This window comes from Halonotius aquaticus, from assembly GCF_003605575.1.
Classification (GTDB): Archaea; Halobacteriota; Halobacteria; order Halobacteriales; family Haloferacaceae; genus Halonotius; species Halonotius aquaticus.
This window is the reverse complement of the sequence record NZ_QKNY01000018.1, coordinates 36,907-57,567: the sequence shown is the minus strand read 5'-3', so window position 1 is coordinate 57,567 and position 20,661 is coordinate 36,907. Positions and strand designations below refer to the sequence as shown.

Annotated in this window: 23 protein-coding genes; 18 read left to right on the top strand and 5 right to left on the bottom strand. The window is 62.8% G+C overall.

From position 1 onward, the window contains the following. Positions 1 to 3: 3 nt before the first annotated feature. A complete protein-coding gene (locus DM826_RS09850; protein ID WP_120103218.1) occupies positions 4 to 1,287 on the bottom strand; it encodes an urea ABC transporter substrate-binding protein in 1,284 nt (427 codons plus the stop codon). Positions 1,288 to 1,807: 520 nt separating this feature from the next. Between DM826_RS09850 and DM826_RS09845 the strand changes: the two genes are divergently transcribed. The 9 genes from DM826_RS09845 to DM826_RS09805 all read left to right on the top strand — a co-directional run bounded on the left by DM826_RS09845 (position 1,808) and on the right by DM826_RS09805 (position 8,903). Continuing rightward, on the top strand, positions 1,808 to 2,578 hold the full coding sequence (locus DM826_RS09845; RefSeq protein ID WP_120103217.1) for a hypothetical protein: 771 nt from the start codon (positions 1,808 to 1,810) through the stop codon (positions 2,576 to 2,578). A 373-nt stretch (positions 2,579 to 2,951) separates the two neighbouring features. Continuing rightward, complete coding sequence (locus DM826_RS09840; RefSeq protein ID WP_120103216.1) at positions 2,952 to 3,335, top strand: urease subunit beta; 384 nt, start codon at positions 2,952 to 2,954, stop codon at positions 3,333 to 3,335. After that, positions 3,332 to 5,044: an urease subunit alpha gene (ureC, locus tag DM826_RS09835; protein WP_120103215.1), complete on the top strand. Its 1,713-nt coding sequence runs from the start codon at positions 3,332 to 3,334 to the stop codon at positions 5,042 to 5,044. The genes DM826_RS09840 and ureC overlap by 4 nt, the downstream gene beginning before the upstream one ends. Continuing rightward, on the top strand, positions 5,041 to 5,367 hold the full coding sequence (locus DM826_RS09830) for an urease subunit gamma (RefSeq protein ID WP_120103214.1): 327 nt from the start codon (positions 5,041 to 5,043) through the stop codon (positions 5,365 to 5,367). The genes ureC and DM826_RS09830 overlap by 4 nt, the downstream gene beginning before the upstream one ends. Next, complete coding sequence (gene ureG, locus DM826_RS09825; protein WP_120103213.1) at positions 5,367 to 5,987, top strand: urease accessory protein UreG; 621 nt, start codon at positions 5,367 to 5,369, stop codon at positions 5,985 to 5,987. The genes DM826_RS09830 and ureG overlap by 1 nt, the downstream gene beginning before the upstream one ends. 89 nt (positions 5,988 to 6,076) lie before the next feature. Continuing rightward, positions 6,077 to 6,967 carry an urease accessory protein UreD gene (locus DM826_RS09820; protein ID WP_120103799.1) on the top strand — a complete coding sequence of 297 codons (891 nt, stop codon included), beginning with the start codon at positions 6,077 to 6,079 and terminating at the stop codon, positions 6,965 to 6,967. After that, entirely contained in the window at positions 6,964 to 7,653 is a 690-nt protein-coding gene (gene ureE, locus DM826_RS09815; RefSeq protein WP_120103212.1) for an urease accessory protein UreE, read from the top strand. The genes DM826_RS09820 and ureE overlap by 4 nt, the downstream gene beginning before the upstream one ends. After that, positions 7,650 to 8,366: an urease accessory protein UreF gene (locus DM826_RS09810; RefSeq protein ID WP_120103211.1), complete on the top strand. Its 717-nt coding sequence runs from the start codon at positions 7,650 to 7,652 to the stop codon at positions 8,364 to 8,366. The genes ureE and DM826_RS09810 overlap by 4 nt, the downstream gene beginning before the upstream one ends. Before the next feature lie 288 nt (positions 8,367 to 8,654). Further along, positions 8,655 to 8,903, top strand: a complete 249-nt coding sequence (locus DM826_RS09805; protein ID WP_120103210.1) for a hypothetical protein — start codon at positions 8,655 to 8,657, stop codon at positions 8,901 to 8,903. Positions 8,904 to 8,908: 5 nt separating this feature from the next. On the opposite strand, the gene DM826_RS09800 is transcribed toward DM826_RS09805, so the two are convergent. Further along, a complete protein-coding gene (locus tag DM826_RS09800) occupies positions 8,909 to 9,124 on the bottom strand; it encodes a YgaP family membrane protein (RefSeq protein ID WP_120103209.1) in 216 nt (71 codons plus the stop codon). 161 nt (positions 9,125 to 9,285) lie between these two features. Further along, complete coding sequence (locus DM826_RS09795) at positions 9,286 to 10,527, bottom strand: translation initiation factor 2 (RefSeq protein WP_120103798.1); 1,242 nt, start codon at positions 10,525 to 10,527, stop codon at positions 9,286 to 9,288. Positions 10,528 to 10,695: 168 nt separating this feature from the next. Here DM826_RS09795 and DM826_RS09790 point away from each other — a divergent pair, with 168 nt between their 5' ends. Genes DM826_RS09790 through DM826_RS09780 form a run of 3 tightly spaced genes read left to right on the top strand, consistent with a single transcriptional unit; the run spans position 10,696 to position 13,076 of the window. Next, the gene (locus DM826_RS09790; protein ID WP_120103208.1) at positions 10,696 to 11,463 is read left to right on the top strand and encodes a coenzyme F420-0:L-glutamate ligase; all 768 of its coding nucleotides are present in this window, start codon (positions 10,696 to 10,698) and stop codon (positions 11,461 to 11,463) included. Then, complete coding sequence (locus DM826_RS09785; protein WP_120103207.1) at positions 11,463 to 12,449, top strand: 5,10-methylenetetrahydromethanopterin reductase; 987 nt, start codon at positions 11,463 to 11,465, stop codon at positions 12,447 to 12,449. Before DM826_RS09790 ends, DM826_RS09785 begins: the two co-directional genes overlap by 1 nt. Positions 12,450 to 12,497: 48 nt before the next feature. Further along, entirely contained in the window at positions 12,498 to 13,076 is a 579-nt protein-coding gene (locus DM826_RS09780; RefSeq protein WP_120103206.1) for a DUF192 domain-containing protein, read from the top strand. 4 nt (positions 13,077 to 13,080) lie between these two features. On the opposite strand, the gene DM826_RS09775 is transcribed toward DM826_RS09780, so the two are convergent. After that, positions 13,081 to 13,308 carry a hypothetical protein gene (locus tag DM826_RS09775; RefSeq protein ID WP_120103205.1) on the bottom strand — a complete coding sequence of 76 codons (228 nt, stop codon included), beginning with the start codon at positions 13,306 to 13,308 and terminating at the stop codon, positions 13,081 to 13,083. 126 nt (positions 13,309 to 13,434) lie between these two features. On the opposite strand from DM826_RS09775, the gene DM826_RS09770 reads away from it, so the two are divergent. From DM826_RS09770 to DM826_RS09750, 5 genes are all read left to right on the top strand, one after another. Continuing rightward, a complete protein-coding gene (locus DM826_RS09770; protein WP_120103204.1) occupies positions 13,435 to 15,231 on the top strand; it encodes a site-2 protease family protein in 1,797 nt (598 codons plus the stop codon). Positions 15,232 to 15,297: 66 nt separating this feature from the next. Next, entirely contained in the window at positions 15,298 to 16,146 is an 849-nt protein-coding gene (locus DM826_RS09765) for a TdeIII family type II restriction endonuclease (protein WP_120103203.1), read from the top strand. 43 nt (positions 16,147 to 16,189) lie between these two features. Beyond that, positions 16,190 to 17,560: a DNA cytosine methyltransferase gene (locus DM826_RS09760; RefSeq protein WP_120103202.1), complete on the top strand. Its 1,371-nt coding sequence runs from the start codon at positions 16,190 to 16,192 to the stop codon at positions 17,558 to 17,560. A gap of 74 nt (positions 17,561 to 17,634) precedes the next feature. Continuing rightward, positions 17,635 to 19,164 (top strand): heme-binding protein, encoded by a 1,530-nt coding sequence (locus DM826_RS09755; protein ID WP_120103201.1) that lies wholly within the window; start codon positions 17,635 to 17,637, stop codon positions 19,162 to 19,164. Positions 19,165 to 19,225: 61 nt separating this feature from the next. Next, entirely contained in the window at positions 19,226 to 19,660 is a 435-nt protein-coding gene (locus DM826_RS09750) for a VOC family protein (RefSeq protein WP_120103200.1), read from the top strand. Between the two features lie 3 nt (positions 19,661 to 19,663). Here DM826_RS09750 and DM826_RS09745 read toward each other — a convergent pair whose 3' ends face one another. After that, a complete protein-coding gene (locus DM826_RS09745) occupies positions 19,664 to 20,122 on the bottom strand; it encodes a DoxX family protein (protein ID WP_120103199.1) in 459 nt (152 codons plus the stop codon). Positions 20,123 to 20,282: 160 nt separating this feature from the next. On the opposite strand from DM826_RS09745, the gene DM826_RS09740 reads away from it, so the two are divergent. Next, complete coding sequence (locus tag DM826_RS09740) at positions 20,283 to 20,636, top strand: winged helix-turn-helix transcriptional regulator (RefSeq protein ID WP_120103198.1); 354 nt, start codon at positions 20,283 to 20,285, stop codon at positions 20,634 to 20,636. Positions 20,637 to 20,661 lie beyond the last annotated feature (25 nt).

Here is a 20,661-nt window from a genome sequence, read left to right as displayed (position 1 = left end):
CAGTTACTCTCCTGCGGCGTCGTAGTATTCGGTCGGCGTGAACTGTTTTTCCAGTTCGCTGTCCTTGCCCGACAGATCGATGCCGACCGTCTCCGAGAGGAACTGCTCGGGGATCATCCGTTCGTCTTCGACGGTGATGTTGTGGTCGGCGTCGCACTTCATGACCCGCATGTTGTGGGTCATGTGGTGAACCGGCCCCTGCAGGGAGATGTCTCCTTCCGGCGATTTGTCGCCGGTGATCTCCATGCCGCTGTTCAGTACCTCTTTGACGGCTTCCTGATCGGTCGTGCCGGCTTCTTCGACGGCATTCTTGTACATGTAGATCGAGAAGTAGTTGTTGACGGACTCCTCGTTGGCGTAGCCGGCGTCCGGCCAGCGGTCGTAGTACCGGCTGACGTAATCCTCGTTGCGGTCGGTCGGGATCTCCTCCATGTAGTTGAACCCGCCGTAGACGTCCTTGAGCGCCGGCGCTTCGAGGCGTTTGTGCTGGTAGCCCTGGGCCATCACGGTCGAGGTGCCCATCGGGATATCGAGGCCCGCGGAGGTTCGCTGGTTCCAGAACGAGGAGTGGTTGTTGCCGACGAGGATCGCCATCACGAAGTCCGGATCGGCGTCCTGTATATTGCTGATTGTCGAGCCGAAGTTCTGGTTCGATAGCGGGATGAACTCCTCGTTGTTGACCGACGCGCCGTTCTCCTGGGCGATGACCTTTACCCAGTCGGCCGACAGCTGGCCAAAGTTGTAGTCGGCCGCGATGGTGTAGATGTCGGTGCCGAAGTTCTCGATCATGTAGGGGACGACACTGCCGAGCTGTTGGCGGGCTGTCGGTCCCATACAGTAGACGTTCTTGTCGGCGACGCCGCCCTCGTATTGGGTCGTATAGAAGTACAGCTGATCTTCCCGGTCGATGATCGGTCGGATCGCCTCTCGTGTCGCCGAGGAGTAGCCGGCCCACAGCGCGTCGACCTCTTCCTGTTGGATGAGCCGTTCGGTAAGCTGTTGGTAGCGTTGGTTATCTGACTGTGGATCGGGATCGAACAGCTCGATCTGTTTGCCCATGATCCCGCCGTTGTCGTTGATCTCCTCGATGGCGAGTTTGCTGGCACGCCACTTTGGCGTCCCAACCAGTGAGAAGTTACCTGACTGATCTTCAAGCACGCCGATCTTGATCGTGTCACTTTCCGAGCTGCCACCGCCACCGCCGCCAGAACACCCGGCCAGTGCCGCGCCGACACCGGCTGCACCGGTTGCGAGTACTGATCGCCGAGAAACACGATTATCGCTCATTTACGTCCCTCCATGCATTCAACAATTTTCTGTGCATATACAACTTGGTCAGCTGCATTCCGAAGCGTTTGTCTGCTCATTGTCGACATTCCCGTTGAGATAAAGAGTGTATATAAACGCTTCTATCTTAATCAATACCAGACAATATACGATTAGAGGGAATGATTACACTAAATATATCCTTATATAGTAAATAATTGTCCAAATCGGTTGAACCAATATCGAATCAAAATACGGAATGCAGAATAAATAGCTCGCTAAGTTGTTATTTGCTCAATAGTGGCCACAACCAGCGTAGATTCTCGTGCTCACTGGGCGATATCGGCTGTACACAAGAGTAGTATCATGCTGCACGTTCGAGCAGATATTGCGATATCGTCAATGATTATGCCACTCGCTGAAAAACCGACGACTGAATGCGTCATATGAACGTAGAGACACAAATTCAACGACTATCGGAAAGACGGGAGCGATCCCTGTCGACAGCGGCCGCGCGAGTCGCGCCAGCACGTGAGGGACGATGGTTGAGCCACTGACCGACCTTGGGCTCGGGTTGACTGCGGGTGTCGGGTATCTCCTCACAGCCGGGCTGTTAGGGATCACCCACGGGATCGAACCTGACCATGTCGCTGGGATCACCGCGCTCACCCACGAGGCAGGCGATCCGAAGCTCTCGGCGCTGGTCGGTGGCTGTTTTGCCGCCGGCCATGCCCTGCTGGTCGTGGTGTGGATCGCAGCCGCCTACGCACTGTTCGGTACGACTAGCTTCCCGCCGGCCTTCGAACAGGTAGGTACACTGTTCGTCGGGATCGTCCTTGCGGGGCTAAGCCTGTATCTCGGGGTGACCGGCACGCGGAAGCTCGTTCATCGCCACCGCCACGAGCACGGGAGCGAGCCACACTCGCACTATCATCTCCATCTACCGGCATCGATTCGACCAACCACCGAGGGCCACGGGGCGCACACACACGATCATACGACGCTTGAATACCTCAAGATCGGTACTGTGGGCGCGCTGTTTACCCTCTCGCCGCCGGTCTCGATGATCGCGTTCATCTCGGTGACGATCCCCAACGGGAGCCAACCACTCATGATCGGGATCGTCGCCGCCTACACGCTGACGATCATCGCGACGATGGCACTGATCGGCGGCGGGGCAGGCTCGCTGTTCCGGCTCTCAAAGGCACAGGGCGAGCGTGTCCACGCGATCTCACAGGTCATTGCCGGCGTGGTCGTCCTTGGCTTTGCGGTCAACGTTCTCGCTGGCCTCACCCCCGGGTTGGTTGGCTGACGACCAGGGTTCCCCCGTTGTCGACCAGTTTTCTGCCCCTGTTGAGGATCTGCGTTGCTATCCGTTGCGATCATCGTGGCACCCCAATGATCAGCCCCGACACCTGTGCCGGCGGCCGCTCCGGCACCTCCACGCAATGGCGGCAAACGCCCCGAGAGTTTGCACACGACGAATTTACCGCTGGTATCGGCGTCCAGAATCGGATATTGTTCAGTTGATTCTCTATTTTATACTTTTGTTTTATTTTTCGCAGCCACAATGACTATTACTACACTAAAGCCAATATTTTTAGTAGTGTTGGTCGAATCCGCTCTTGTTATGTCCGTTTGTTCACCAGCCACACTGCACTGGCCCACACGGAGGGAGCGGCTCGATGAGTGACATGGTTCCTGGCGAGCTGCTGACCGCCGACGAACCGGTCGAGATCAACGCCGACCGCGAGACGGCATCGGTCACCGTCGAGAACACCGGCGACCGACCCTCGCAGGTCGGCTCACATTTCCATTTCTTCGAGGCGAATCCCGCACTCGACTTTGACCGCGAAGCCGCCTTCGGGATGCGACTCGATATCCCGGCCGGCACGGCGATCCGGTTCGAACCCGGCTGTGAGGAGGACGTTGACCTCGTCGCCTACGGCGGCAACCGCATCCTCAAAGGGATGGGTGGCCTCGTTGAGGGCGACCTCGACGACGAGGAAATCAAGGAAGCAGCTCTCGAACGCGCCCGCGAGCAGGGGTACATGGAGGCTGACGAATGAGCCGCGAACTCTCCCGAAAGGCCTACACCGATCTCTTCGGAGCGACTGAGGGTGACCGGATTCGGCTCGGCGACACCAACCTCCTGGCCGAAATCGAAAAAGACCACACGACCTACGGCGATGAGGCGGTCTTCGGCGGCGGGAAGACGATGCGCGACGGGATGGGGATGCAACCCGGCACGACCCAAGCCGAGGGCGCACTCGACTACGTTTATACGAACGTCGTTCTCATCGATCCCGTTCTCGGTGTCCAGAAGGGCGATCTCGGCGTTCGGGACGGCGAAGTCGCCGGCTTCGGGAAAGCCGGCAACCCTGACACGATGGACGGCGTCGACGAGAACCTGATCATCGGCGCGAGCACCGACGCGGTGCCGGCTGACGGGCTCATCGCCACGCCCGGCGCGTTCGACATCCACGTCCACTTCAACAGCAAGGAACTGTTCGAACACGCCCTCGCCAGCGGGATCACGACGATGTTCGGCGGCGGCTACGGCGGCGGCGCGACCACCTGTACGCCCGGCCCCGAGAACATCAAACGGTTCCTCGAAGCCGCCGAGGAGTGGCCGATGAACGTCGGCTTCTACGCGAAGGGCAACAGCAGCCAGCCCGAGCCGCTCTACGAGCAGATCGAGGCCGGCGCGACCGGACTCAAGCTCCACGAGGACTGGGGCTCGACGCCTGCCGTCATCGACAGCGCACTCGATGTCGCCGACGAGGAGGACGTGCAGGTCTGTATCCACACCGACACGCTGAACGAATCCGGCTTCGTCGAGAACACCTTCGACGCTATCGACGGCCGGACGATCCACACCTTCCACATCGAGGGTGCCGGCGGCGGCCACGCGCCGGACGTGCTCGAACTCATCGGTCACGACCACATGCTGCCGTCGTCGACGAACCCCTCGATGCCCTACACGGTCAACACGTTCGACGAACACCTCGATATGGTGATGGTCTGTCACCACCTGAATCCGGATGTCCCGGAGGACGTAGCCTTCGCCGAATCGCGGATTCGCTCCGAGACGATTGCGGCCGAGGACGTGCTCCACGACATGGGCGCGATCAGCATGATGACCTCCGACTCCCAGGCGATGGGTCGGATGGCCGAAGTCATCTGCCGGACGTGGCAGACGGCCCACAAGATGAAGGCCCAGCGCGGCCCGCTGCCGGCCGACGAGGGCACCGACGCGGACAACGCCCGGATCGAACGCTACATTGCGAAGTACACGATCAACCCCGCGAAGGTCGCCGGCATCGATCAGTACATCGGCTCGCTGGAACCGGGCAAGATGGCCGACATCGCGCTGTGGGAACCCGAATTCTTCGGCATCAAACCGAAATACGTCATCAAGAGCGGTTTCCCCGTCCACAGCGAGATGGGCGAGGCCAACGGCTCGCTGATGACCTGCGAACCCGTGATGCAGCGCTCCCGGGAGGGCGCGGTCGGCAAGGCGAAAAACGCCCTGAGCACGACGTTCGTCAGCAAGGCCGCCTACGAGAACGATATCGGCGACGAACTCGATCTCGATTCGACCGTCCGCCCCGTCGAAGGCACCCGCGAGGTCGGCAAATCCGACATGCTGCACAACGATTACGCACCCGACGACATCGAAATCGACCCCCAGACCTTCGAGGTCGAAGTCGATGGCGAACACGTCACCTGTGAACCGGCCGAGGAAATCCCACTCGCACAGAGGTACACGCTATGAAACTCTCACCCAAGGACAACGAACGACTGACGATCTTCATGGCGGCAGAGCTCGCCAGACGACGGAAAGAACGCGGTATCGAACTCAACCATCCGGAGACGGTCGCCTACATCTCCGATTGGGTCTGTGAACGCGCCCGTGAGGGCGAAAACGTCGCCGAGATTCGGGAGGAAGCGACGAGCCTACTGAGCCGGGAAGACGTGATGGAGGGCGTTCCCGAGATGGTCGATATGGTGCAGGTCGAACCCACCTTCCCTGATGGCACCAAACTCGTGACCGTCCACGAGCCGATCCGCGCCGATACCGAGGAGCAACTCGACTGATGGGATACAGAGACGTGGCGAAGGTCGGCCTCGGCGGCCCCGTCGGCTCGGGGAAGACCGCCCTCGTCCAGCAGCTTGTCCCCCGGCTCGACGATGCCGGCTACAACGTCGGCGTCATCGCCAACGACATCATGACACAGGAAGACGCCGAGCGACTCCAGGCGTCGTTCGCCGGCCGGATCGACGAGGAGCTCGTCGCTGGCGTCGAAACCGGGGCCTGTCCACACACGGGCATTCGCGAGGATCCCTCGATGAACCTCGATAAGATCGACGAGTTCACCGAGGCCCACCCCGAGCTGGATGTCGTCCTCATCGAGTCCGGCGGCGACAACCTCGCGGCAACGTTCAACCCCGAACTCGCCGACTACTTCATGTTCGTCATCTCGGTCGCCGAGGGCGACGACATCCCACGGAAGCGCGGGCCAGGCGTCACGCAGGCTGACCTGCTGGTCATCAACAAAACCGACCTCGCCCCGCACGTCGATGTCGATCTCGACGTACTGGAGAAAGACGCCGAAACCGTTCGCGGCGAGGAGCCGACGATCTTCACGAACTGCAAAGCCGAGGAAGGAATCGAGGAGGTTATCGACAACATCGAACGGAGCGTTCTGTTCGCGTGAGCACCGACAGCGACGGTACCGACGGCGACGCCCCCAGCGAGGCAACCGACAGCGACGCCGATCTTGATGCCGGGAGTGACGACCCTGCCATCCCACCGGCGTTCCGCGAGTACGGCACTCAGCACCTGCCGCAGTCGCCGGCCTTCGGTCACGGGAAAGAGGGCATCGCTGATCTCGTCGTCGCCCGCGAGGGTGACAACCCGACGCGGCTGATTTCGGATCTCGTGAAGGTGCCGTACCACCTGACCGGGACGCTCGACAGCGACCCAGTCGACGGGATGACAACGATCTGTCTACAGGATCCCACGGGCGCGGTCACCCAAGGCGACCGCCAGACGCTCTCAGTCGAGGCCCGCCCCTGCTCGCGCGCACACGTCACGACACAGAGTGCGACGAAAATCCAGACGATGAAGGCGAGCTACGCCCATCTCGACGCGACACTCGTCGCCGAGTCGGGAGCCCATCTCGAATACATCCCTGGGCCAACAATTCTCAACGAGGACGCCCGCTGTCTGCAGACGACGACCGTCGATGTGGCCGCGGATGCGACCGTCATCGTCGGCGACGTTTTTGTTCCTGATGGGCTGACCGACCACGAGCCGTTCAGCTTCGACCACTTCCACAGTCGGCTGGAAGCCCGCGTCGATGACTCGCTCGTGTGTGCTGACGCGGTCGACCTGCGACCGGACGAACGCGATCCACGCGATCCGGCGACCGTCGGCGAGCACGCTGTCGTCGGCACGCTGTACGTCTTTGCACCATCGGCCGATGCCGACGCACTTGCCGACGCCATCCATGACCGGCTGACCGACCACGAGGTCGCTGCCGGTGCGTCAGTCCTCAAAGACGACGCCGGTGTGACCGTCCGCGCCCTCGGCGACCGGAGCGCGGACGTGACCGCCGCCGTCGAGGCTGCGTGGGACGAAGCCCGCGAAACACTGCTCGGTACCGGCGCGCCACTGGAGGGTCGCGGCCGATGAAACGCGTCGACAGCGTCGTCGGCAATGTTGCCGACGATCCAGACCTCGCTGCCGAGGTCGACGCCCACGAGGCAGCCGGCACGCTGGAGACGGTCGTGCTTGACGACACCGAGCGCAAACGATCCCGACTCCGCGTGACGACGGATGCGGGCACCGATCTCGGCGTGCTCGTCGATCAGCCGGAACTCGTCGCTGGCGACGTGCTGCTGTGCAACGACGACCGCGCTGTCGTCGTCGCGTTTGAGGAGCGTGAGACGTTCGTCATCGAGCTCCCGGCCGCCGAGGCAGCGGTGTCGACGGCGGTCGAACTCGGCCACCGGATCGGCAATCAACACTGGGATATCGCCGTCGACGGCGCGACACTCTACATTCCGGTCGACGCCGACCGCGCGATCATCGAGGACGTGTTGGGCCCCTACATTCCAGATTCAGCGATGACACGTTACGAGACCGTCGACGCCCAACGGTTCATCGACGGCGGTGGCGACGACACCGCCGCAGGTGGGCACGGCGTCGACCACGACCATGCACACGGTGACGACGCCCCCGACCGCGATGACGACCACAGCCACACGCACGATCACGAACATGAACACAGCCACGACCATGGCCACGACCACGAGCATGAACATGATCACGATCACGCCGAATCGGCGACTGCGCCCCCGGAGGGTGAACCGCAATGACCTCCTCTGAGGCGTTGCTGACAGCGTTGCGGCTCTCGGATTCGATGCTGCCGGTCGGTACCTACACCGCCTCCTACGGCGTCGAACAGTACCTCAACGAGGACGACATCGAGACGGCCGACGAGCTCGGCGAGCTCATCGAAGGCTATCTTCGAGGGGTTATTGGCCCCGCCGAGATTGTCGCGCTCGGTCATGCCCACCGCTCGGCAGCGGCCGACGACCTCGTCGGTGTGCTCGCGGCTGACGAACGCCTCGGCGCGGCGACGCTGCCGGCTGAGTTCCGCGATAGCTCGATGAAGGCCGGCGGCAAGCTACTGGAACTCCTCGATGAGATCGACGACGGCCCGTTCGCTGCGACCGAGACCACTGGATTCCTCGGCGAGTACACGGCTGCCTGTGAGGATGGTCTCGCTGAGGGTCACTACCCAGTCGTGCTCGGCGTCGTCTGTCAGCAGGCTGGCCTCGGCTGTCGGGAGGCCGCACTGGTGAGTGCCTACGGCTCGGTCACTGGACTGCTCGGCGCGGCCCAGCGGCTCGGTCGGTTCGGCCATACCGCGATCCAAGCGCAGCTATCGACGCTGTTCCCGGTGATCGAGGAGGTCTGCGAGCAGTATTACGACGCCGACCTCACGGCGATGTGCTCGTTCGCGCCGCTGGCCGACGTGCGAGGGATGGCCCACGAACGCGCGGATCGGCGGCTCTTCATGAGTTAACGGTCGCCAGTCACACTGCCATCTTTTGTTTCGTATCGATCATAGAAGCGTGGGTTCTTACTGTCCCACAGCAAAGTTCCGATGGTGGCGATGATGATAGTTACCCCCACCGAGCCCCGTGTGACGAGGGATTTTCCTGAGCCACCGTTACTACCCTAATCTGCGATCAAATCGCCAGCAACCAGCGGTACGCTACCATCATCCTCGGTGAGTGAGCCCTGTCTGAGTGAGTTTCAGATTTTGGGAATCCAAGTACCGATTTTATATGTGACACAGCTATGCGTGGATATGACCGATCACCAGTCACAAACACCGAACAGTCGCATGGAGCTTCTGTTTAACGCCATCGGGATCGCGCTGGTCGGCCTTTCGGCGGTCGTCCTTGCGGCGATCCTCTACGTCTCGCTTGGCGGCCTATCAGGGCTCAAAAGCATCAATCCAGCCATCTTTGGGACGATCCTCTTTTCGGGACTCGTCGGTGTCGCCGCGTGGCTCACCAAACGGGTCACCGATCGGTCGACGGCGCGAACAGTCTAATTGGCCTACCGCTGGCAGGTGTTGATGCCTAACAGCCGGTGCAGCAGGCAGAACTGTGTCACTCCGGTTCCGAAGACAACGAGTCCGACCGCAAGGAGTGCGGCCCCGACAGCGGTACCAACGGGAACGAACTGTAGTAGTGCCAAGATCCCAACAAGCGCGACAATGGGGCCGCCCACGAGGCGGGCCGTCCGATCAAAGCCACCGACGTTTTGTTCCATACATATACTTCGTTCCCTGCTGGTAAAACGGTTGTGTGTTAGCCAAACAATAGTACGAGCTAGGTTCTTCACCACCCGCGCCAGCAGGGCAGACACGTACCGCACAGTTTGTCACCCTCGCTCGATGCTGTGTGATGTGCCCACTGCTACAGTAACCTATCTCAGTGGCTCGTTGTCGACGCCGCTGGACGCCACTCGGCGTTTGAGCGATGTTGGGCGGCGACGAGTTCGATCCCGCGTTGATCCAGCAGGCCATCCTCGGTGAGCACACCCTCGATGAGATCACCCGGTGTGAGATCGAACTGTGGATTCGCCACGTTCAACTCGGCCTCGCCATCGTAGATATCGGTGGCTGGCCCCTCCTCGGGATGGAACGTGTCGTCCTTCGAAACTTTATCGCGGGCGGTGACCACATACACCGGGATATCGGCTGCCTCCGCCGCGAGTGCCAGCCCGCGTGTCCCGGCCTTGTTGACGACATCACCGGTCGGGAGGATCGTATCGGCCCCGACGAGGACGGCTCCGAACTCCTCGCGGGCGAGCACTGACGCCAGCGCGGCATCGGTCGTCACTGTCACGTCGACACCGTCGTCGGCGAGGGTTTCCGCGAGATTGATCCCCTCGCGGTTTGGCCGGGCCTCGCCGATAGTGACCGGTGCGTCGAGTTCGAGTAGTGCGTCTTTGACCGTTCCCGACCACGACAGCGTTGCGATCGGCCCGGAGAGCCGGTCGGCGGCGGTTGCGGCCGCGGCGGCGTCGGCGTCGAGAGCGGCGTCGATCTCCTCGATGGCGCGATCGTGGACGGCCGCCGGCGACTGCTCGGCACCGTTCATCACGCGGTTGACGCGGTTGGCGAGCACCGCCATGCTCGGCTGGGCGGCTTGCAGGTCGGCGGCGACCTCGGCCAGCGCGTCCCAGTCGTCGACGACAGCGGCGCGATCACGAAGCACTTCCAGGGCACGGATCGACAATGCGGCCGAGCCATGGGCGGTGTCGGCGGCGATCGTCTCCGGCGAGGGGGCGATCTGCTGGTAGGCCTCCCAGAGCCCGGGGACGGTTTCGCGGTCGACGATCGCGGTTGGCGTCGTCCACTCGGTGTCGGCAACGTCGGCAAGCCCCGCGAGGTCGCGGCTCGGGGCGGTGAAACAGAACGGGTAGTGGGTGCGTTCCTCGCCGTCGCGGCTGACGGTCACCGGCTCGCCTGCGGAGGCCAACGGCACTTCCGGGTTGCCGGTCGCCTCGCGGACGAGGCTGCGGGCTTCTGTTGCGGCGGCCGCCGAACCGCCCGCAGAAGGCGCGGACAGCCCATCCCATCGGCTGGGATCAGTGTCGGCGTCGGCTGCCCGTTGGGTCAACAGCACCGCACCACGATGTTTGAGGAAGGTGGTGACGACGTGTGTCATCAGCCATGCTTGGGGCCCCACCATACTATGCTTTCCATCTCTCGGGGTTTCGACAGGTCGGCGGTAGCGACGCGGACAACCGCAACTGTCGGCACCACCGCTCCCCGCAACACCGGTTCGTTCGACCCCTATGGCCGGCCTTTTTAGCCCGCATCCCTACCGGAATGTATGGAACTGTTTACCGTCGCCGACATCCCCGAGATCGAACCGGGCGACGATCTCGCGGCGATCATCGCCGACCGGGCTGACCTCCGAGCAGACGATGTGGTCTGTGTCGCCAGCACGGTCGTCTCGAAGGCTGAGGGCCGTATCGCCGATCTTGCTGACTTCCCGGCCGGCCCGCGAGCCCGCGAAATCGCCGACCGTCTCGCAGCGATCACCGGCGAGGAGAAGGATCCCCGCTTTGCCCAAGCCGTCCTCGAAGAAAGCGTCGACCTCCTGATGGAAGCCCCGTTTCTCCTCACCGAAACCCGGTTCGGCCATATCGGCGTCAACGCCGGCATCGACCGCTCGAACGTCCCCGACGGTGATCTGCTGCTGTTGCCAAAACGACCCTCCGAAAGCGCGGCTCGGATCGCTGACGGCCTGCCGACCGACAGCGTTGTCATCACCGACACCTGCGGGCGACCGTTCCGCTACGGCCAACGCGGCGTCGCCATCGGCTGGGATGGCCTGCCGGCAAGCCGTGACTGGCGCGGGCAACGCGACCGCGACGGTCGTGAGATGGGAGTCACAGTGCAAAATGTGATCGACGAACTCGCCGCCGCCGCCAACCTCGTCGCCGGCGAGGGAGCGGGCGGGACGCCGGCGGTCGTCGCCCGCGACTTCGAGTTTGGCGACCTCCCCGGCAGCGACAACCACTTTCGGGAAATCGAGGGTGACTACGTTCGACAGGCGTTGCGCGGCTGGTCGTACCAGGCAGGAGGTGAGGCCTGATGTTCGGGATCGAACTCACGCCGGAGCACCCGATCGATCGGATCACCGACCTCGGCGTGCAGGCCGAGGCCGCCGGCTACGACACGGTGTTTGTCTCCTCACACTACAACAACCGCGACCCATTCGCCGCGCTCCACCGCATCGGCGTGGAAACCGACGACGTTCGACTGGGGCCGGGCGTCGCCAACCCCTTCGAGATCCACCCCGTTACGCTGGCCTCGAAGGTCGCCACTGTCGACGAGGCCACCGGCGGTCGCGGCGTGTTCGGCATCGGCCCCGGCGATCCATCAACCGCCCGGAACCTCGGCTTCGCCGACGACCGCGGGCTGCGCCCCGTGCTTGAGGCGTTCAAAACCGCCCAGAAGCTGTGGGCTGGCGAGCGCGTCGACAACGACGGTACCTTCGCGGCCGACGACGCCGGACTCAACTACGCGCCACCGAGCGGGGCCGACCTCCCGGTCTATGTCGGCGGCGAGGGGCCGCACATGTGCCAGATGGCCGCGAAACACGCCGACGGGCTGCTGTTCAACGGCTCTCACGAAGCCGATCTCGCGTGGGCACGCGACCAAGCTGAACAGGGCAAGGCCGACCGCCCTGACCATCGCGGCGAGTTCGACCTCGCGGCCTACGCCAGTGTCAGTGTCGCCGCCGAGCGCGACGCCGCCCGCGAGGCGGCCCGCCCACCGGTCGCCTACATCACCGCGGGTGCGGCCCCGCCCGTCCTTGACCGCCACGATATCGACGGCGAGACGGCCGAGGCGATCGGCACAAAGATCAGCGCGGGTGAGTTCTCGGCGGCCTTCGAGCTGGTGACGCCGGCGATGATCGACGCCTTCTGTATGGCCGGCACGGTCGACGACGTGGCCGCACAGATGGCCGCGGTCACCGACCACGCCGACAGCATCGTTGTTGGGTCGCCACTCGGCCCCGACTTGGAGGACGCTGTCGAACTCGCAGCCGAGGCCTACGAGCAGGCGACGAACTGAGCCCCCGTCGCGGCGAACTTCTAAGTGGCCACCAGTTGAGACATCGCCATGCACCGGCGACGACTGGGGGCCCTGCTTGCTGGAAGCCTGCCGCTGGCGCTTGCTGGCTGTCAGACCGATCGCACCGCCGACGAGACTGCCATCAACGACACTACCAGCGGGATCCCCGACTTTACCACCGAGGAACAAGCCGCTGCTGACGCACTTGATCCCGACTGGCCGACCGGTCCATACGCTGCCTACGAAACAATACCGGTTGTCGTCCGCGGCGCGGACGGCGGCGTTCGCGGGGCGGTCGTGGCTGCTGTGGCCGATACGCGTGATAAGCGACGCCTCGGATTGAGTGCGGCCGAGTCGATGCCATCTGCTGGCGGAATGCTATTCACCTACGAGTCGGTCGGCGATCACACGTACGTCATGCGAGATATGAGCTTCGGGCTCGACATCATCTATGCTACCGCTGACGGCGAGATCACGGAGATTCACAACGCCCCCGAACCGGGGCCGGACGAAAACGGCGCGGAGCAGACGTATCCAGGGCGCGGACAGTATGTTTTCGAGGTCAACCGCAACTGGACAGCCGACAACAACGTCGCAGTCGGCGATCGACTTGTGTTTGAGCGATAACGCGCTATTCAACCGGATCAGACGGCCCACGGCCGAGATTTGGCAGCGGAACGCCCAGCGCGCCAGCGACAACATAGCCGAAGCCGCCGACCGCCCCAAGCACAAACAGACTGCCGAAGGCGATCAGGATCGCCGCAATCGGATCGCCGTTGATCACCTGCTCGACGAAGACGACCGGCATCTCGATGAGGTTACCCAACAGCCGTAGGATGAAGCCGCCGAATGCGTTCATGCCTCACCCTTTGTGATCCCGGTATATGTGTGTTCAGGTGTTGATCGCGCTGGCGGCGGTCGTCGCACCCACCAGTCGTCGTGGTGACCCGAATTACCTTTCCGTACCGGTCTCTAATACCAGCCAATGAGTACGCTGTCGTGGGTTCTTGCGGGCGTCGTCATCTATACCGCGGTGGTGCTTGCAGCCGACCGCCGGGGACTACTTCCCGATGCTATCTCGGTCAGCGGGCCGCTGCTGACGATCCATACCAAACGCGGTCGTCGGTTTCTGACCCGACTGGCGCGGCCAAAGCGGTTCTGGCGCGCGATCGGCAACGTTGGCGTCGGGGCCGCCCTCGTCATCATGGTTGGCACCTTCGTGCTGTTGATCTATCAGAGTGCCCAGATCATCGAGTCCCCGCCAATGGAAAGCACTCTCCAGAGCCCGCAAAATGTCCTTGTGATCCCCGGCGTCAACGACTTTCTACCGCTGTCTGTCGCCCCGGAGATCGTCTTCGGGCTGCTGGTCGGCATGGTTGTCCACGAGGGCGGCCACGGCTTGCTCTGCCGCGTTGAGGACATCGAGATCGACTCGATGGGGGTCGCGCTGCTCGCCTTCCTCCCGGTCGGCGCGTTCGTCGAACCCGACGAGGACAGCGTCGACGCCGCCGCCCGCGGCCCCCGAACGCGGATGTACGCAGCCGGGATTCTCAACAACCTCATTATCACGGTTCTCGCCTTCGCGCTGCTGTTCGGCCCGGTCGTCGGTGCGATCGCCGTCGCCGACGGCGCGAGTGTCGGTGGCGTGTATCCGAACAGCGCGGCTGCCGACGCCGACATCGCCGCCGGCGACCAGATCGTGATGATCGACGATCAGCCGGTCGACTCCAACGCCGCCCTCGATGACGCGTTGGCGGCTGCCGGGTCGCCCACCGTTTCAGCGACCCTCGCCGACGGCACCGAAACAACCGTCGAACAACGGCCGCTTGTGACTCGCATGATCGCCGACTCGCCGTTTGCGACCGGTGAGAGCCCACAGCTCACCACCGACGATACGATCACCGCGGTCGCCGGGACGGCCGTCCAGACCAACGCCGAGATCCACGCGGCGGCCGCTGACGCCGACTCCCCGGTTGTCGAGATCGCTGCCGAGGATGGCGAAACCGGTGAGACCAAACGCCTCACCGGCCCGGTCGGCGTCCTCGGCAGTGTCGCCCCTGAGGGGCCGCTGTCGACGACCCCCGCCGAAGCAGGTAACCGGCTCATCCTGACGCAGGTTGCCGGCGAGCGCACCGTTACATTTGGTGATCTTGAAACGGCACTCGACGACACGACTGTCGGCGAGACGATCGAGGTTGTCGCCTACGCTGACGGCGAGGCCGACACCTACACGATCGAGTTGGCTGAACACCCCGAGGAGCCGACAGGCACCTACATCGGGATCACCGACGCGACAGGGCTGAGTGGCATCGGCGTCGACAGCTTTGGCATTCAGCCGTATCCCGCGAGCACGTATCTCTCGATTCTCGGCGGTGAGATCGCCGATGGGGTCGCTGTCGTCCTGTTGTTCCTGTTGATCCTGCCGTTCGCGGCGGTCGTCGATCCGACCCTGAACTACAATTTCGCCGGCTTTGTCGACGGCAACATGGCCTTCTACGAGGCTGTCGGCCCGCTGGCCGCCCTCGGCGACGGCGGCGTGTTCCTGCTGGCAAATCTACTGTTTTGGACTGGTTGGATCAATATCAACCTCGCATTGTTCAACTGCATCCCGGCGTTCCCGCTTGATGGCGGCCACATCCTCCGCACCTCAACGGAGGCGATCGTCTCGCGGTTGCCGACGACGGCGAAGCCCACGCTCACGCGGGTTGTGACAACCGGGGTCGGGCTGATGATGCTCATTAGCCTGGTGTTGATGGTGTTTGGCCCGCGGCTGTTGAACTGAATAGCCCGCTGGCACCCCGCTTTTTCGCGACGAATTGTTTTACCGCTACCCGGCAATGCCTACTCGATGGAGCAGCGTTTCGACCACATCGGCGACCACGAACTTGATGCGGCCACAAAAGAGGAGCTTCGTGCGGTAACAAACGGCTTCTTCGAGCGACCATTGGAAAAGGCCGAACAGTTCGACTGGGATGAATTCAAGCGCAACGAGGCGTTCAAGGCGATCATGATGCCGTCGCCGCTGTTTTGGGTGTTGGCAAACTTTGAGCGGAGCTTCACCCAGAAACTCGGCCAGCAGATGTACGAGGCCTTCGGGCAGGCGGTTGCGGAGACGAACGATGCGGTTGGTTCGGCAGCAACACAGCACGCCTGTACCGATCTCCACCTTAGCCATGCAGCGGAGAACCGAATCGAGACGATCATCGCCGAGCTGGCTGACGGCGACAGAGAACCGGACTGGCAACAGGAGCAGGCGGAGATTACTGATGGTGCCGCCGCCGACACCGACCGCAAATCGATCGGGAAGATCACCTGGGATCTATGGGTCGAAGACTTCGAGAACGGGCGACCGCTTGCCGCGGAGATCAAGACGCCGAAACCCAACCGCGATCAGACGATGGAGTCGAAACGCCAGATGCTGAAGACCGTCGCGGCCTACAGCCACCGCGAGGAGCCGACGCCGATCTGTCGGTATGTGTTTCCGTTCAACCCCTACGGCAGCCTGGCTGACTACGAGTGGTGGCCGCCACAGGCGTTTTTCGACGTGCAAGCCAGCGACGGCATGCTGATCGCCGAGGACTTTTGGGATGCACTCGGCGGCCCGGGTACGATGGATGGCCTGTTCAACTTCCTCTTAGAGGAATCCGAGGACAACATCGAGAAGCTGCAGGCCTTGGCCGGCGACAAGACGCTGTAGTCCCGGGAGGCTAAATACGGGCGTCTGTAACACCGCATACGACATGCACGCCGTCGATCTGTTCTGTGGGGCCGGAGGTTTTAGTGCTGGACTCGAAGCGGCCGGCATCGATGTCGACTACGGCGTCGATATCGCCGACGACGCGCTGGCGACCTTCGAGGCCAACCACGCGGCGACAGCGATCACCCACGACCTCAGCGACGGTTTGCCCGCCGAACTCCACGACGAGGACGTTGACATTGTCTTCGGGAGCCCACCCTGCAAGGGGTTCAGCGACGCTCGCGGCGAACGCAGCCTTGACGACGAGCGAAACCAACTCGTGTTTTCGTTTATTCAGGCGGTCGAACAGCTCCAGCCGCGGTATGTGTTGATGGAGAACGTCGCCGGGATGACGACGATCAGCGACGCCTTTCTCGACGCCATCGAATCCGAATACGACGCTGCCGGCTACACGGTCGCTTGGGAGACGCTGAATGCCGCCGATTTCGGCGTGCCACAGACACGCGAGCGGGTGATCTACTGTGGCGTCCGAACCGACCTCCCAGCCGAGCCGTCCTTGCCCGAGGGCCCCTACACCGAACACAGCGACGGCCAACAGACACTCACCGGCGAGCCGGTACAAAGCTGGACGACCGTTGCCGACGCGCTGACGGATTTACCGGAGCCAACTGAGACCGGCGAGGTCGACCTGCCGCCGCTGTCCGAGTTCCCCGACAACGCCTATCTCCAACAGATTCGTGATGGAGCCGACACGACGTGGAATCACGTCGCCAAGGAGCCAGCCAGCGACGCGGATACCCAACACATCGTCGCCGAGCTGAACCCCGGTGAGATGTACCGCTCTAGTCGGTTCGGCGACCGGTATCGTCAGGTCTGGGAACTGCTCGCCCATCGATTCAGCGACACCGAGCAGGCTGTCCTCGAATTTATCGCCCGTCATCGCTCTCGGAAAGAGTTCCGTATGAGCGGGAAGTCAGTTGGGGCAGTGCCAGACGAGCTTATCGCCGACCATCTCGACGCCGCCGACGCGGCGGTACAGTCGGCACTCACGCGGCTTCACGACGACGGCTGGCTCCGCACCGACGAGGACGGCGACACCCTCGGCTACGACCTCAACACGAAATCCGGGATTCGGCCGCGATACATGCGGCTCGATCCCGACGGGCAGTCGAATACGATTCTGACGACTGATTTTGTGCCACGCGATAAGCTCCACCCGACCGAAAATCGCGGGCTGTCGCTCCGCGAAGGCGCTCGTATCCAGAGCTTCCCTGATACCTTCGAATACATCGGATCGTTCGATGAGATCGCCACCCAGATCGGTAACGCCGTCCCACCACTGCTGGCTCAACACCTCGGTTCGCATCTCCAGGAACTCGCCGCCTCGGACAGCGAAGCGACCGTTGTCGACTGATTCTCCCTGGTTGTCGGTTGCCACCTGGTGAAAAGACACGTAAGTTCCATACCCGCGTAGCGCGAACCGCAGGCATGGTCGAAGTCCCGCAAACCGACGAAGGCTGGTATATGCTGCATGACTTCCGGCAGATCGATTGGGACGCCTGGCGAAACGCGCCCGAGCAGAAACGCGAGCGGGCGGCCCGCGCCGGGCGTGAGTATCTGGCGAGCCACGAGTCGGCCGCCGACAGCCCCGACGGCGAGGGTACCTCGGCGGTGTTCTCGATCATCGGCCACAAGGCCGACCTCATGATCGTCCATCTTCGCCCGACGCTTGATCTGCTTTCGAAGGCTGAACGCCAGTTCGAACGCACTGCTCTCGCCGAGTTTACCACCCAGCCAACCTCCTACGTGTCAGTTACGGAGGTCTCGGGGTATGTCTCCGATGACTACTTCAAAGGCGATGAGATCAACGAGGGCCTCCGGCAGTATATCGAGGGCAAGCTCAAACCCGAGATCCCCGACGACGAGTACGCCTGTTTCTACCCGATGAGCAAACGCCGCGGCGAGGAGCACAACTGGTACACCCTTCCCTTCGAGGAGCGCGCCGAGATGATGAGCGGCCACGGCGCGACCGGCAAGCAATACGCCGGCGACATCGACCAGATCATTGCCTCCTCGATCGGCTTCGACGACCACGAGTGGGGCGTCACGCTGTTCGCCGAGGATCCCGTCAAAATCAAGGATATCGTCTACGAGATGCGGTTCGACGAGGCGACCTCGAAGTACGGCGAGTTCCCCGGCTTCTACATCGGCCGGCGGTTCCCACCCGAGGATCTATTGGCCTACCTCAACGGCGAGGCGGTGCCGACTGCTGAGCACGACGACCACGGTGGCCACCACCACGGCGAGGGTCACGGTGAGGGCCACCACCACGGCGACAGCGATGGTGGCCATCACGGCGATGCCGGCGGCCACCACGGCGACGACGGCCATCACGAGGGTGACGGGCACCACGATGGCGACGACGACGCTGACGACGAGGAGATCCGCGGCCAGCTCGCGGATATGGATATCTACGCCGGCCAACCCCACGGCGAGGACGTGTACGCGACGGTGCTGTACTCGGAGGCCGACACCGAGGAACTCTTCGAGGAGGTTGAGGGGCTCCGCGGCAACTTCGAACATTACGGCACCCACGTCAAAACCGCGGTCTACGAGGCCGCCGACCGCGATCGATCGGCCGTAGTCTCGATCTGGGACACCGCCAGCGCGGCCGACACCGCCGCCGGCTTCCTCTCGGAGCTACCGGGGATTGTCGAACGCGCCGGCGAGGAATCCGGCTTCGGCACCATGGGCATGTTCTACACGGTCAAACCCGACTCCCGAGAAGACTTTGTCGACAAATTCGAGACCGTCGGCGGCGTTCTCGCCGAGATGGACGGCCACCTTGAGACGGATCTAATGATCAACGAGGAGGACGAAAACGACATGTTCATCGCCAGCCAGTGGGAGTCCCAGGAGGACGCCATGGGCTTCTTCCGGTCGGATGATTTCCAGGATACCGTTGAGTGGGGTCGAGACGTGTTGGCCGACCGCCCGCGACACGTCTTCCTCGCGTAAGCCAAGAACTGTCGCTGATCGTCTTCGAAGCGTTTTGATGCGATGACGGCCGAGCAGTACCATGGCCGATCTAACCGCCCATCACGTCGGTATCACCGTCGCCGACCTCGATGCCGCAACTGAATTCTATCAGTCCGTCTTCGACTGTGACCGCCTCGCCGAGTTCAGCGTCGACGGCGATGCCTTCGCCACCGGTGTCGACATCGAAAACGCAAGCGCGGAATTCGTCCACCTCGACCTTGGCTCGGTGCGGCTCGAACTCGTCGCCTACGACCCAGCCGGTGACGACCGTTCCCCGGCTGCCCTCAACGACGCGGGCGCGACACATCTCGGTGTCGAGGTCGACGACGTGGACGACTTTTACGACTCGCTACCGGCGTCAGTCGAGACGTTGAGCCCGCCGCAGACGACCGCGACGGGGACGAAAATCTGCTTCCTGCGTGACCCTGCTGGCACGCTGATCGAAGTGCTCAATCCGAACGCCGATTCGTCGTGAGCGTTAGGCGAGGGAGTACGGCCAGGCGGTCGTGCTGATCGCCAGCAGTGCGAGGGCCGCGCCGGTCATGGCGACGTTTTTCAGAAAGTTGATCATCTCGTTTTGTTTCTGCTCTTCGGGTGCCGCCCAGAAGTCGTGCATTACGGGCGTTGTGACGAGGAGGAAGACGACCAGCGCGCCAGCCGCCAACGTCGGAAGGACGCCTGCGGCGACGCCGAGGCCGCCAAACAGGAGGAGCCCGCCGGTCGCCGGCACCGCAAGTCCGGGTGCAGGTACGCCTTTCGCGCCAGCGTAGCCCGCCATCGACTCAGCATCGAGGAAGTGGTTCAGCCCGTTGAACGCGAGGACGCCGCCGAACAGGAGTCGGCCAAGCAGAAACAGCTCGCCGGTTAGCGGCCCGTCGCCGCCAAGTTGGAGTGGTGTGAGTCCGATCGCCAGTTCCGCAGCTTCAGTTACTAACATTTTGCAACCAGTTGTACGGCTGCAACCTATATATCGATTCCCGGACACGACAGCAACCGGGTAACGGCTGTGATACCGGCATACGCCTCGTTGCCTCCACACAGCCACGGCGGTGCGACCGGCGGAACGGTTTTGCTGATCCGGTGCCAGCACACACCTAATGGCAACGCACTCGACAGTCGAGGCGACCGACCCCTGTCCGGTCGTCGAATCGATCGAACAGATCGGCTCGCCGTGGCGGCTTGTGATCCTCCATGACCTCCAAGAGGGTGAAAAACGGTTTAACGAGTTGAAACGCTCAACAGACGCCAACTCCCGAACCCTCTCGCGGGTGCTTGATGACCTCCAAGAGACTGGCTTTGTCGACCGCCGACTGGAGGAGGACGCCCCCGTGGCAACCTACTACAGCCTGACAGCGAAAGGGCAGTCACTGTGTCCTGTCTTCGACGAAATCGAGTCGTGGGCCGACGACTGGCTGGCCAAGGAGACGGCTGAGGCTGCGACCAGCGACTAGCTGGTTAGGCGTCGTCGACAACAAC